Consider the following 13,027-nt stretch of genomic DNA (forward strand, 5'->3'; position numbering starts at 1 on the left):
CTTCATCTTGCGGCTGGTCTTCACATCGCTTGCGATGCGCTGCAGGTAGGCCTCCTTGATGTCATGCGTGCGGTAGCTGCCGTTGCCGCTGGCAAAGTCGGCGCGCACAATGGTCGTGTACAGGCTCTGGATCGCGTCGCCGTAGATCGCCTCGCCGGCCAGCACCATCTTGAAACCGTTGTAGTCGGGCGGGTTGTGGCTGCCGGTGACCATGATGCCGGACTGCGCCTCCAGTACGTGGGTGGCGAAGTAGACCATCGGGGTGGCGACCACGCCAAGGTCGATCACGTCGATGCCGGCGCGCTGCAGGCCGGAGGCGAGCGCGGCCGCCAAGTCCGGGCCGGACAGGCGGCCGTCGCGGCCGATCACCACGGTTTGTTCGCCCTTGATGCGGGCAGCGGTGCCGAACGCCTGGCCGATCTGGCGCGCCACGCCGATGTCCAGGGTCTTGCCCACGATGCCGCGGATGTCGTAGGCCTTGAAGATGCTGGGAGAAAGACTGAGCACGATTCGCAGAAGTGGATAGAGGGTTGGTGGAAACGGAACGCAAGGGGATGCGGCGGGCGCCGCCCGCGCGGCGGGCAGAATGCCGCCGCGCGGTGGTGATGCAGGCAAGACGTTACGACGCCTCGATCAGCGGGGTATTGCCGGCAGGACGCTGGTTGTAGCCGTAGGTATAGCCGTAACCGTAGCGGCCGGGGCGGACCTTGATGTCGTTGAACAGCACGCCCTTCGCTTCCAGGCCAGCCTGCGCCAGGCGCTTCATCGACTCGCTGATCTCGCCCGGCGTGGTCACGCCGGCGCGGGTCATGATGTAGATCGCCCCCGCATGGGCACCGATGATCATGGTGTCGGCCACCGCCAGGATCGGCGGCGCGTCGATCAGCACCAGGTCATAGCGCGACGACAGCTCCTGCAGGAAGGCGCCGAAGTTCGGGCGCAGCAGCAGCTCGGACGGATGCTGCGGCAGCGTGCCGGTGGTGATGAAGTCCATGTTCTCGATCACGCCCGGATGGATCACCTGGTCGAGGCGGCGTGCGCCGGCAATCGCATCCGACAGTCCGTCGTGGCGACCGAAGCCGAAGTACAGGTGCAAGAGGCCGTTGCGCAGGTCGGCGTCGATCAGCAGCACCTTCTTGCCGGTCGCGGCCATGATAGCGGCGAGGTTGGCCGACACGAAGGATTTGCCCATGCCCGGCGTGGCGCCGGTGATCAGCACGATGTTGTTCTTGAACTGCGGCATCGAGAACTGCAACGCGGTGCGGAAATTGCGCAGGCTCTCGACCGCGACGTCAGTCGACGACACGTTCGCCAGCAGCGGCACCTTCTGGTGCTTTGCACTGACCTGCTGGTACAGCTCGCGCTGCTTCTTGCTGTGCGGGATGGTCGCGTAGACCGGGATGCCCGCGATCTGCTCGAGCTGCTCCGGCGAATCGATCGCGCCAGCCAGCGACTTGCGGAAGAATGCGGCAACCACGCCCAGGAACAGGCCGGCCATCAGCGCCAGCGCCAGGATCACCGGACGATTCGGCTTGACGGGCTTCTCCGGCATCATCGGCGTATCAACCAGGCGCACATTGCTGACCTTGCCCACCGTGATCAGGCGCAGTTGCTGGGAGGTGTTCAGCAGTGCGGTATACAGTTCGGTGTTGACCTTCACTTCACGTTGCAGGCGCAGCAGGTTCTGCTCGAGCGCCGGCAGCGACTTGATGTGGTCGTTCATCGCGGAGATCTGGCCGTTGATCTCGCGCAGCTGGCTGTCGATGCCCTGCACCGCGGGATGCTCATCGGTATAGCGTGCCAGCAGCTCGATCTTCTTCTGCTGCAGCTCCATCTTCTTCAGCTTGGCCGCCGACGACTGCTGCAGCGTCAGCTTGGACTCTTCACCCAGGTCCACGGTGCCGTTGGTATTGCGGAACGCGTTGTACTTCGCTTCGGCCTGCTCCAGCTGGGACTTGATCTCGGGCAGCTGCTTGTTCAGGTAGGCGAGCGACTTTTCCGCTTCCTCGGTCTTGCGTGCCGCGTTCTGCTTCACGTATTCCTTGCTGATCTCGTTAAGCACGCTGTGCACCGCGCGCGGGTCGGAGCCGCGCAGGCTGGCGCCGATCACGCCGGACTGCTTGCCGCCGAGTTCTTCCACCTTCAGCGAATTCTGGATGCCTTCAATGGTTGCCAGGCGCGAGCTGCGCGACATCGTGAACTGCGCGCCGGGCTGGCCTTCGAGCTGATCGACGCGGATCTCGATCGTGCCCTTTGGCAGCTCGAAGATCGCGGTCTCGCCGACCTTGGCCTTCAGGTCGATGCCCTGCTCTTCCTGCGTCACGCGGTAGTTGCCATTGCCTTCCGCGGTGAGGATGAACTGGCGGTTGAGCAGCGCTTCCGGCACGTTGAACACCGCGACGTTGATTTTCTCAGCGCCCCAGGTGTAGCCGCCGTAACCGAACAGGCCCGGTGTCGACAGGTCGTTATTGCGCTCGGCCAGCCAGTTCCCGACCACCGGGAAACGCTTGGGAGCGGCATTGATGTACATGCGCAGGTTGTCGATCGCGCGCGAAACCACCAGACGCGACTGGAGCAGTTCCATTTCCGCCAGTGCCGAGGTCTTCACATCGAACATCGACTGCAGGTCGCCGACGATGCCCTCCGATTTGGACTGCCCCTCTTCCTCGACGTGGATCAGCAGGTTGGACTGGTACACCGGCGTCGACATGAATGCATACGCGGCGCCCAGCAAGGTCACCAGCAGTGCGATCGTGGCGATCAGCCACCGACTTTCCCATAGTACGTCGAGATACGTTGCCAGCTCGGCTTCGTTTTCCTGCGGCCGGGAGGGACCGGTCAACTGGGGTATGGATTGAGTCATCATAGGATTGTTTGCTATTGGTTAGTACATGAAGATGCCAGGCGTCGATGCGGTTCCCTGCTGCCCGGGCCGGCGGTTGCAACACCGGGGCGGGATGCCGTGAAAGCCGACCGGCATCCTTTTCCCTTTGCGGCTGCCCGATCACCTCGCCGGGGTGACGGCGCCGACCGCGGACGACAACGCGCCCGGCAGGATCAGGCTGATGGCGCGGTGCCAGTTCGCCAGCGGCGTCGCGGCCACGTACACCACATCCTTGGGCGACAGCTCGAAGCCTTCAGCCATCGCCAGCGCCCCCGGCGCGCGGCCATCGAGCTGATAGACCACCTGCTCGGTGCCGTTCTTGCGGATCACGTAGATCTGGCTGCCGTCGCCGCTGGTCGGATTGACGCCGCCGGACTCGCCGAGCGCTTCGTTGAGCGTCAGGCGGCCGTTGTGCATCGGCAGCGCGCGCGGGCTGACCACCTCGCCGGACACGAATACCTTGCTTTCATCGCGCGAACGCACGCGCACCACATCGCCGTTGGCGAGCATGATGCTGCCCGGGTTGATGCCGCGCTGGACCAGTTGCGGCAGGTTGATGAAGTAGTTGGTGCCGTTGCGGTTGATGATGATCTGGCTCTGGTCGCCGGTTGGCAGCACGCCGCCGGCGCGGTTGATCGCTTCGACCAGCGTCATCGGAATGTCGTTGATCGCCTGCAGGCCCGGGTTCTTCACCTCGCCGTCGATATAGACGCGCTTGCTGCGGAAGGACTGCACACGCAGCGTGACCTTGGGCTGCTTCAGGTACTTGGAGAGCTTCGAGGTGAGCAGGTTGCGCGCCTGGTCCTGGGTCAGGCCGGCCACCTTCAGCGGGCCGGCGAACGGGAACTGGACCATGCCCTCGTGGTCCACCATGAAACCTGCCGGCGGCGCAGTCGTCGCCGAGGTGGATGCGTCCGCGCCGGTGCCGACATTGCCGCCGGCAGCGACCGTCGCGGAATTGGACAGCTCCGGATGATCCCATACGACGATCGACAGCACGTCGCCGGTTTCGATCGTGTACGGCCCGGGGCGGCCGAGCAGCTTCGAGATGTCCTGGCTGACCTGTTTCTCGCGCAGTTCGCGCTCCGCCTTCACCAGCTGGGGCGTAATCGGCTTCAGCACGGCGTTGATGGCCTCCGCGTCAGCGCCGCCGCTGGCGCTCGCGCTCGCGCTCGATCCGGCGCTCGTGCCGGAACCGGCGTTATTGAAGTGCAGGCCCGGTGCGACCGATGCGCAGGCGGCCAGCCACGGCATGACAGCAACCATACTCCATCTCTTCAGAGATGCTTTGGACTTGAAGTGCATTTGATTACCCCACTGATTAATTCAACCCGGCCATGGAAGCCGATGGCATTTCCAATGTTTAGAGAATGTCTTTGAAATGTCGTCGAAACGACGTGGCCATGCGGCAGCGCCACGGTCGTGCGATGAGCGACTGCGCGATTGCGGGTGCTCCCATCCGGGTATGACGGGATTCCCCAGCTCCAACTCTTTCGTTGCCTGTTGACCATTGGCGACTTATCTGATGTACAACTTTACGTAACCCCTCACCGCCTGTTTTGACGCGTATCAACGGCAAACGAGATATGAAATCCGCCCGTCTGAAAGCGTTGTTTTGTTCCCGACGTTGCGGTTTCCATCTGCAGCAAGGGCGCGGACGGCACTGGCACGCCGCAATCCGGAAAGATTTCGTTACGAGGAAATGCCTGCGTGCTGCAAGGAATATAGGAGACCGATGCCGCAAGGATCTTGCGAAAAAGCACGCTCAGGGCGCGCAAGGCTTAAGCTTGATTAAGCCTGCGCATTGGGCGGGGAAAAGAAGGGGAAGACGGTCCGCGCAAAGCGGACCGGGAGGATACAGCTCAGGTGCCGCGCAGCGTCTGCAGCGGCGGATGCTTCAGTACGTTGCGCAGGCCGATCCAGCCGCCGACGAAGGCGCACAGCGAACCGACGAACAGTCCGGCCAGCCAGACCACCGGGCTGAAGTGCCACTCGAAGCTGAACACATAATTGGCAAGCGCCCAACCGACGGCGGCCGCGCCGCTGGCAGCCAGCACGCCGGCCAATCCGCCGACCAGCGCGAATTCGATCCACTGCGCCCGCGACAACTGGTTGCGGGTCGCGCCCAGCGCGCGCAGCAGTCCCGATTCGCGGATGCGTTCGTCCTGTGAGCCGACCAGCGCCGCATACAGCACCAGCACACCGGAGGCGAGCGTGAACAGGAACAGGAATTCGACCGCGCGGATCACCTGGTCCAGCACGGTCTGCACCTGCCGGATCATGCTGCCGACATCGACCACCGTCAGGTTCGGGAAGTCGCGCGTCAGACCGTTGGCGACCGCGGCTTTCGCATCCGGCAGGTGGAAGGCGGTGATCCATGTGTGCGGCATGTCCTTCATCAGCGAAGGATTCAGGATCACGAAGAAGTTCACCCGCATCGATCCCCATTCCAGCTTGCGCAGGCTGGTCACCTTTGCATCCACCTGCATGCCGCCGATGTCGAAGCGCAGGGTATCGCCCAGCTTGATGTTGAGCGTCTTCGCCAGTCCCTCTTCCACCGAGGCCTCCGGCCTGCTGTCATTGAACCAGCGGCCGGCGACCACATGGTTCTGCTCGGGCATGTCGCGCATCGTCGACAGGTTGAATTCGCGATCGACCAGCCGCCGCGCCCGGTCCTCGGTATAGCTGTCGGCGGTGATCACGTTATCGTTCAGCCTGATCAGGCGGCCGCGGATCATCGGGTACAGCATCGGCCGCACCACGCCGTTGTCGGCCAGCCGCTGCTCGATCTCCGCCTTCTGGTCCGGCTGGATATTGATGACGAAGCGGTTCGGCGCGTCCGGGGGCGTCGAGCTGCGCCATGCCGCGATCAGGTCGCCGCGGATCACGGTCAGCAGCAGCAAGGCCATCAGGCCCAGTGACAGCGCCACCACCTGCACCACGGTTGCCGCAGTGCGCCGCTGCAAGGCGGTGACGGCGAAGCGCCAGCTCGGGCTGTTGATCGCCGGCCGCACCAGGCGCAGCCACTTCAGGCCGAGCCAGCCGACGGCCGCGAACAGCGCGAGTCCGCCGAGGAAGCCGGCGGCGGTCATCAGCCCGAGCTTGACGTTGCCTGCCTGCCAGAGCAGCAGGCCGATGAAGACCGACAGCCCGAGCGCATAGGTGGCCAGCGTTACCGGCTGCGGCGGATCCTGTTCGCGCCGGATCACCCGGTTGTGCGGCACGTTGCGCAGTTGCAGGATGGGCGGGACCGCGAACCCGACCAGCAGCAGCATGCCGGTGGCGATGCCCTGGATGCCGGGCAGCAGGGTCGCCGGCGGCAGCTCGTTCGTCACCAGCCGGCCAAGCCAGTCGAGCAGCACGAAGTGCGCGGCGAAACCGACGGCGGCCCCGAGCACGCTGCCGGCAAAGCCGACCGCGACGAATTCGGCCAGGTACATCGTGGTCACCTGGTTCTGCGTCAGGCCGAGGCAGCGCAGCATCGCGCAGGCGTCGAGGTGGCGCAGCATGAAGCGGCGCGCAGCCATCGCCACCGCAATCGCCGCCAGCATCGCCGACAGCAGGCTCACCAGCGACAGGAATTGTTCCGCGCGGTCCAGGGTCGCGCGCATTTCCGGCCGTCCCGATTCCAGCGATTCGACCCGTACGCCGCGCACACTGCCTTGCTCCAGCGCCGCTAGCAGCCATTTCCTATAGGAAGCGACGCTTGCCGCGTCGCCGGCCAGCAGCAGCCGGTAAGTCACGCGTGAACCGTTCTGGATCAGATTGGTCGCCGCCAGATCGGCCAGCGGCAGCATCACGCGCGGCGCGAAATTGATGAAACCGGCGCCGCGATCGGGTTCCAGCGTGATGACGCGCGTTACGCGGAAGGACTTGTCACCCAGCCGCAGCGGCTCGCCCGTCTTCACATTAAGCGCCTGCAGCACGGCGGCATCTGCCCACACGGTGCCGGCCTGCGGCACCTCGCGCGTTTCCGCGTCCTCCCCTTCCGGCCGGTCCGTCACCTTGAGCGCGCCGCGCAGCGGATAACCGGGCGACACCGCCTTGACCGACGCCAGCTGCGAGCGGGCGTCGTCGCCGTCGCCGGCGCTCGCCATGCTGGGAAAGGTGATGGTCTCCGCCAGGACCAGGCCGCGCTGGCGCGCCTGCTCGCGCCAGGCATCCTGGATCGGCTGGTCGGCGTTGATCACGAGGTCGGCGCCGAGCAGCTGGTGCGCGTCGCGATTGAGTCCGGCGCGCATGCGGTCGACGAAAAACCCGACCGACGACAGCGAGGCCACCGCGACGATCAGTGCAACCAGCAGGAAACGAAGTTCGCCCGCCCGCCAGTCGCGCCGGGTCATCAGCAGTGCCTGTTTCAGCATCAGGTGCTCAACTTTCTGAAAAGCCAGCGCAGCCCGCGCCACAACTTGGGCAGCAGCCACAATGCGGCCAGGAAAAAAAGTGCGAGGAAAAAGAACAGCAGCCAGGGATAGAAGAAGGCTGCCCACAGACCACCGAGCACCGCCATATCCTCGGTAAAGGATGCGGCCCAGTTGCTGAACGGCTCGGGCGACGTATTGATCAATGCCCGGCTGCCCGCCTTGGTCAGGTGCGCGCCCGCGGCGAAGGTGCCGCCGAGAATGGCGGCAATGGTCGTCCATTCGGTGCCCATCTGGCCCAGTGCGGCAGCGCCGAGCACCGCGCCGGCCGGCACCCGGATGAAGGTCTGGATCGCATCCCAGCCGGAATCGATGCCGGGAATCTTGTCTGCCAGGAACTCCACCAGCAGCAGCGCGCCGGTAACCGCCATCACCCAGGGGGATTCCAGCACCTGCAGGCTTTCGGGCAGCTCGACCCAGCCGGCACGCCCGAACCAGCCGGCGACAAACAGCGTCATGTACAGCCGGATGCCGCTGGCCCACGAAAGGCCACCGGCAAGCGCTGCAGCAGTGAACGGATCAGCCATGCATCCTCCTGTCCGGATAGCGGCCCGGCGCGTGGATACGGTTCAGTTACTGTTCGAAAAACGCATCGACTTCGTCCAGGCATTTCCGCTTGGCCTGGTTATCGAGGAAGGACGCGGAAAAGCTGTTGCGCGCCAACTGGTACGCATGGTTCTTTTCCAACGGCAAGACCTCGAACATCTGCACGAAATTGTCGTTCACGTAACCACCGAAGTAAGCGGGGTCGTCGGAATTGACGGTCACGGCCAGACCGGCCTCGATCAGCTTCAGCAGGTTGTGGTCGGACGCCTTGTCGAACACGCGCAGCTTCACGTTGGACAAGGGGCAGACGGTCAACGCGATCTTTTCGCGCGCCAGCCGCTGGGTCAGACCGCTGTCCTCGAGACAGCGCACGCCGTGGTCGATGCGCTCCACCTTGAGCAGGTCGAGCGCGGTGCGGATGTATTCCGGCGGGCCTTCCTCTCCTGCATGGGCAACCAGGCGCAGCCCGAGTTCCCGGCAGCGCTCGAAGACGCGCGCGAATTTTTCCGGCGGATGGCCGCGCTCGGATGAATCCAGCCCGACGCCGATGAACTTGTCCCGGTGCGGCATCGCCTGCTCCAGCGTGGCGAACGCCTCTTCCTCCGACAGATGGCGCAGGAAGCACATGATCAGGCCGGTGCTCATGCCCCACTTCGCCTCCGCGTCCCGCAGCGCGCGATGAATGCCGGTGATCGCTGTGGCGAACGGCACGCCGCGGTCGGTGTGCGTCTGCGGGTCGAAAAAGATCTCGGCATGGCGGACATTGTCGGCGCGGGCGCGCTCCAGGTAGGCCCAGGTCATGTCGTAGAAATCCTGCTCCTTCAACAGCACGCTGGCGCCGGCGTAGTAAATGTCGAGAAAGGATTGCAGATCGGTGAACGCGTAGGCGCGCCGCAGCGCCTCGACGGACGGGTAGTCCAGCGTCACGCCGTTGCGTTTCGCAAGCGCGAAAATCAGCTCGGGTTCGAGCGACCCTTCGATATGCATGTGCAGCTCGGCCTTCGGCATCTTGATCAGGATGTCGCGTAATGCTGCGTCCATTTTCCCTCCTCGTTTTATCGTCAATATGCCGATTGTACGGTAACAAGGAGGAAGTGCGGAATCGTTGACAGACCTCAATATGCCACCCGGCACAATTGCCGCTTCAATGCTTACATGGTGGCGCCGCGGCCGCCTTCCGCATGGCTCTTTTCGTATGCCTCCTGGCAAGGCGCGCAGCGTTCCGCGGCCGGCTGCACCTTCAGCCGCTCATACGGGATTTCGGTTTCGCAACTGGTGCAATCGCCGTAGGTGCCGTTTTCCATGCGGTTGCGCGCCGCCTCGATCGCGCGCAGTTCGACAATGTCGCGCGTGATCGCGGCATTGCCGAGATCCACAGACAGGTTGGCGAAGGAGGAATCGCCGGGATCGGGCGCTTCAGTGGCGACATCGAGGAAGCCGTCCTGTTCATTGACTTCCCGGTGCAGCTCCGCACTCAATTCCTTGTAGCGGTCGTCGAGCATCTTGCTCAATTCGGACACTTGCTCAGCACTCAGCGTGGACATGGCGTTCTTTCGCAATCAGGGTTGGATCAATGCCGGTTCACCGGGCGCGGCGGGCACCAGTCGGACTGCATCAGTCGAACTGCGTTTGCGCCTCGGGCCGCAGCCCCCACCAGGCGAGCAACGCAATTCCGATGCCGAGCAGGACGGTGTTGACCGTCTTCGGATGGATCTCGGCGGCGGTGTACAGGCTCGACTCCAGCACGCGCCCCTCATGCCCCTGGCGCTCCTGCAGGCCGGAGCCGGCCTGGTACAGGCTGTTCTGGCCGCGGTCCTTTGCCGGCGTACCGGTTTTCTGCTGCCGGAACAGGAAACGTTTCATGTAACTGTCCAGTGCGCGCGGCGCGTAATGCGCGCCCGCCGACACCAGCTTCGCGGCGCCCCCGACGAAGATGTCGCGCTTGAAATGGGTGGCGGCGTACAGGATCGCATCGGCCGCGATTTCCGGCGCATACACCGGCGGCGGCAGGCGCGGCTCGACCTCGAGGTAGTTCTTCGCGTGCTCGACGAACATGGTGTCGACCGCCGCCGGCTTGATCAGCGTGACCGCCACCGGCGCGCCCTGTTCCTCGAGTTCCAGGCGCAGGGAGTCGGTAAAACCCTTGACCGCGTGCTTGGAGGCGGAATACATGCCCTGCAGCGGAATGGCGCGGTCGGACACCTCGCTGCCGAGATTGATGATCGCGCCGCCGTGCTGCTTCAGGTGCTCCACCGCCACCAGCGAACCGTGCACCACGCCCCAGAAATTGGTCTGGAACAGGCGGCGCTGGTCTTCCAGGGAAATATCCTCGTACCGGCCGAAGATGGAAACGCCGGCATTGTTGACCCAGGTATCGAAGCCGCCAAAGCGCTCGATCGCCGCGCGCGCGACCTTGCGCACGTCTTCCTCGATGCCGACGTCGGCCACCACATACATTGCCGCACGGCCCTGCTTGGACAATTCGAAGGTCAGCTGCTTGAGCGCATCTTCGTTGCGCGCCACCAGCACCACTTTTGCGCCGCGCTTGGCGGCCTTGCGTGCGGTGGTCAAGCCGATGCCGCTGGTCGCGCCGGTGATCACGATCACCTGGTCCGCAATCTTTTTCAGCTGGAATTTCATCTCGGGCCACTCCTTTCCGGCGCTTTATTCAGCGAAAAGCGTGCCCGCTGCCTGCCGGCATTGCTCAGTAGTACAGGGACACCGGAACCTTGCCTTCCGCTGCAATTCTTACCAGGTGTATGCGCATTTTTGCATCGCTTCCCCTCCGCGGCGCCCTCCACCGCACGGCGCGAATGGGCTTACAATCTGCACCATGTGCGGACGCTTCGCTTCCAATACGCCTCCCTGGCAGCTTCAGCAATGGTACGACGCGCTCAGCTACCCCGACACCGCGCCACGGTACAACATTGCTCCAGGCACCATGATCGCCGTCGTGCGCGACAGCCCCGACGGGCGCGCCGGTTCGCTGATGCGCTGGGGCTTCATCCCGGCCTGGGCCAGGGATCCGTCCTCCATGCCCATGCTCAACAACGCGCGCGGCGAAACGGTCGCGGAAAAACCGATGTTCCGGCAAGCCTTCCGCCGCCGGCGCTGCCTGATCCCGGCTTCCGGCTTCTACGAGTGGAAGGCGGTGCCCGGCCAGAGAACCAAGCAGCCATTCTTCATTTCCTTCAGCGACGGCACGCCGATGTCCTTCGCCGGCATCTGGGAAACCAGCCGCAAGGCCGACGGCACCTCCATCGACACCTGCACCATCCTGACCACCGAGGCCAATGCGGTGCTCGCGCCGATTCATCACCGCATGCCGGTACTGGTCGACCGCGCCGACTGGGCGACCTGGCTCGCCGCCGAGCCGGTGCCCGACGCCGAGTTGTTGCAGCTGGTGAAGCCGTTCGACCCGGCGCGCCTGCAGGCGTGGGGCGTGGCACATGCGGTGAACAAGGTTGTCAACGACGATCCATCGCTGCTCCAGCCCATCGCCTGAGAAGGCGCGGAAGCGGGCGCGGCGCAAGAACATGATCCGGCAAATGCTGTCTTCGGATCGACAAGAACAGGAGTCCCGCAATGACTTATCCGAAAAACGATTTTGGCGTGCCGCAATACCCGGCCCAGGACGCCCGTCGCCTGTTCGTGCTGCTGTCCGCGATCGACCTGCTGGAGCGGCCCACGCTGTCGGCCATCGCCGATCTCACCAGCCTCGACCGCGATGCGATCGACGCCGACGTGCAGCGGCTGCGCGAAGAGTTCGGCGTGGTGCTGCACAAGGTGGGCGAGATCTACCATATCGAATCCTGGGGCGATGTGCTCAAGAAGAACGGGGTCAAGCGATACCTGAAAGCCTGATTTCGCTGTAAAGCAAAGACGCGATCGAGCGCACCAGTTTGGGGCATTTGGTATACACTTCGGCAAGTTCCTGTCCGGCAAATGCCGGGTTCGTAGACGGAGTTTGTCTGTGTTGAAGATATTGCAGTGGCTGCGCGAGACCGTGCCCCAAGCTTCCGCCGTCGGCGGCGCGGAACGCCTGCGCGCCTGCTGCGGCACGCTGCTGGGCGTTTTCCTCACGGGCCTGCTGACCCGCCTGATCCTCGGCGCGGACGCGGTTACGCCGGCAATCATCGCCCCGGTCGGCGCCTCCGCCGCCCTCGTCTTCGCGCTGCCCTCGAGCCCGCTCGCGCAGCCCTGGCCCATCATCGGAGGCAACATCGTATCGGCGCTGATCGGCGTCGCCTGCGCCCAGTGGATCGGCGAACCGGTGCTCGCCGCGGCGCTCGCGGTCGCCGGCGCAATCGCCGCCATGTTCGCGCTGCGCTGCCTGCATCCGCCAGGCGGCGCGATCGCGCTGATGGCAGTGATCGGCGGTCCCGCCGTGCAGGCGGCCGGCTACCAGTTCGCCGCCGTGCCGGTTGCGCTCAATTCGCTGGCGCTGGTGGTCATTGCGCTGGTCTTCAACAACGCGACCCGCCATCGCTATCCGCACCGCACGGCGCAGGCCAACAAGCACCTGACCTCCGACACGCCGCCGACCTCGCGCATGGGATTCACCGCGGCTGATCTCGACCAGGTGCTGCGGCAGTACAACGAAGTCCTCGACGTCAGCCGCGACGATCTCGCATCGCTGTTCCTGCAGGCGGAAATGCATGCCTACCGCCGCCGGTTCGGCGAGATCACCTGCGCCGACATCATGTCGCGCGACCTCGTCACCGTCGAGTTCGGCACGCCTCTGGAAGAAGCATGGTCGCTGCTGCGGCGTCACAAGATCAAGGCGCTGCCGGTGGTGGACCGCGCGCGGCGCGTGATCGGCATCGTCACCTTCGTGGACTTCATGAAGCACGCCAATCTTGATGTCTATCCTGGGTTCGAGGCCAAGCTGCGCCACTTCATCCGGCGCACCATGGCGCCGCATTCCGACAAGGCCGAGGTGGTCGGCCAGATCATGACGCGCCAGGTGCGCACCGTCAGCGCAGGCATGCACATCGTCGAACTGGTGCCGCTGCTGTCCGATTTCGGCCTGCACCATGTGCCGGTCCTGGACGACCAGCTCCGGCTGGCAGGCATGATTACGCAATCGGACCTGATTGCCGCGCTCTACCGCAGCGGGCTCGGCGACGTTGCGCAGGCCGCTTGACGGGGCTGCCGGCGCGTTCCGCAATCTCTG

10 protein-coding genes and 1 pseudogene are annotated in these 13,027 nt (G+C 64.5%); 3 read left to right on the forward strand and 8 right to left on the reverse strand.

The window, feature by feature from the left end:
• The 8 genes and pseudogenes from VEC01_RS11655 to VEC01_RS11690 all read right to left on the reverse strand — a co-directional run.
• Positions 1-507: pseudogene (locus VEC01_RS11655) on the reverse strand (phosphomannomutase/phosphoglucomutase); the annotation flags it as partial.
• A gap of 112 nt (positions 508-619) precedes the next feature.
• On the reverse strand, positions 620-2,866 hold the full coding sequence (locus tag VEC01_RS11660; protein ID WP_324900993.1) for a polysaccharide biosynthesis tyrosine autokinase: 2,247 nt from the start codon (positions 2,864-2,866) through the stop codon (positions 620-622).
• A gap of 138 nt (positions 2,867-3,004) precedes the next feature.
• Positions 3,005-4,150, reverse strand: coding sequence for a polysaccharide biosynthesis/export family protein (locus VEC01_RS11665; RefSeq protein ID WP_324900994.1), 1,146 nt, complete (start codon positions 4,148-4,150; stop codon positions 3,005-3,007).
• Positions 4,151-4,746: 596 nt separating this feature from the next.
• Positions 4,747-7,248, reverse strand: a complete 2,502-nt coding sequence (locus VEC01_RS11670) for an ABC transporter permease (RefSeq protein ID WP_324900995.1) — start codon at positions 7,246-7,248, stop codon at positions 4,747-4,749.
• The gene (locus VEC01_RS11675) at positions 7,248-7,832 is read right to left on the reverse strand and encodes a DUF4126 domain-containing protein (RefSeq protein ID WP_324900996.1); all 585 of its coding nucleotides are present in this window, start codon (positions 7,830-7,832) and stop codon (positions 7,248-7,250) included. The genes VEC01_RS11670 and VEC01_RS11675 overlap by 1 nt, the downstream gene beginning before the upstream one ends.
• A 46-nt stretch (positions 7,833-7,878) precedes the next feature.
• Positions 7,879-8,892, reverse strand: a complete 1,014-nt coding sequence (locus VEC01_RS11680; RefSeq protein ID WP_324900997.1) for an adenosine deaminase — start codon at positions 8,890-8,892, stop codon at positions 7,879-7,881.
• A 110-nt stretch (positions 8,893-9,002) separates the two neighbouring features.
• Positions 9,003-9,395, reverse strand: coding sequence for a TraR/DksA family transcriptional regulator (locus tag VEC01_RS11685; RefSeq protein ID WP_324900998.1), 393 nt, complete (start codon positions 9,393-9,395; stop codon positions 9,003-9,005).
• 70 nt (positions 9,396-9,465) lie between these two features.
• Positions 9,466-10,491: an SDR family oxidoreductase gene (locus tag VEC01_RS11690; RefSeq protein ID WP_324900999.1), complete on the reverse strand. Its 1,026-nt coding sequence runs from the start codon at positions 10,489-10,491 to the stop codon at positions 9,466-9,468.
• Positions 10,492-10,684: 193 nt separating this feature from the next.
• Here VEC01_RS11690 and VEC01_RS11695 point away from each other — a divergent pair, with 193 nt between their 5' ends.
• The 3 genes from VEC01_RS11695 to VEC01_RS11705 all read left to right on the forward strand — a co-directional run bounded on the left by VEC01_RS11695 (position 10,685) and on the right by VEC01_RS11705 (position 12,997).
• A complete protein-coding gene (locus tag VEC01_RS11695) occupies positions 10,685-11,356 on the forward strand; it encodes an SOS response-associated peptidase (RefSeq protein ID WP_324901000.1) in 672 nt (223 codons plus the stop codon).
• An 80-nt stretch (positions 11,357-11,436) separates the two neighbouring features.
• Positions 11,437-11,715 (forward strand): hypothetical protein, encoded by a 279-nt coding sequence (locus tag VEC01_RS11700; protein WP_324901001.1) that lies wholly within the window; start codon positions 11,437-11,439, stop codon positions 11,713-11,715.
• 109 nt (positions 11,716-11,824) lie between these two features.
• The gene (locus VEC01_RS11705) at positions 11,825-12,997 is read left to right on the forward strand and encodes an HPP family protein (RefSeq protein WP_324901002.1); all 1,173 of its coding nucleotides are present in this window, start codon (positions 11,825-11,827) and stop codon (positions 12,995-12,997) included.
• The last annotated feature ends 30 nt before the right edge of the window (positions 12,998-13,027 follow it).

This window comes from Noviherbaspirillum sp., from assembly GCF_035627455.1.
Lineage (GTDB): Bacteria > Pseudomonadota > Gammaproteobacteria > Burkholderiales > Burkholderiaceae_D > Noviherbaspirillum.

Excerpts from the sequence above, each read along its gene's own strand:
- VEC01_RS11670 (WP_324900995.1), bottom strand. The coding sequence starts at position 7,248 with ATGCTGAAACAGGCACTGCTGATGACCCGGCGCGACTGGCGGGCGGGC.
- VEC01_RS11675 (WP_324900996.1), bottom strand. The coding sequence starts at position 7,832 with ATGGCTGATCCGTTCACTGCTGCAGCGCTTGCCGGTGGCCTTTCGTGG.
- VEC01_RS11690 (WP_324900999.1), bottom strand. The coding sequence starts at position 10,491 with ATGAAATTCCAGCTGAAAAAGATTGCGGACCAGGTGATCGTGATCACC.
- VEC01_RS11695 (WP_324901000.1), top strand. The coding sequence starts at position 10,685 with ATGTGCGGACGCTTCGCTTCCAATACGCCTCCCTGGCAGCTTCAGCAA.
- VEC01_RS11700 (WP_324901001.1), top strand. The coding sequence starts at position 11,437 with ATGACTTATCCGAAAAACGATTTTGGCGTGCCGCAATACCCGGCCCAG.
- VEC01_RS11660 (WP_324900993.1), bottom strand. The coding sequence starts at position 2,866 with ATGATGACTCAATCCATACCCCAGTTGACCGGTCCCTCCCGGCCGCAG.
- VEC01_RS11685 (WP_324900998.1), bottom strand. The coding sequence starts at position 9,395 with ATGTCCACGCTGAGTGCTGAGCAAGTGTCCGAATTGAGCAAGATGCTC.
- VEC01_RS11680 (WP_324900997.1), bottom strand. The coding sequence starts at position 8,892 with ATGGACGCAGCATTACGCGACATCCTGATCAAGATGCCGAAGGCCGAG.
- VEC01_RS11665 (WP_324900994.1), bottom strand. The coding sequence starts at position 4,150 with ATGGTTGCTGTCATGCCGTGGCTGGCCGCCTGCGCATCGGTCGCACCG.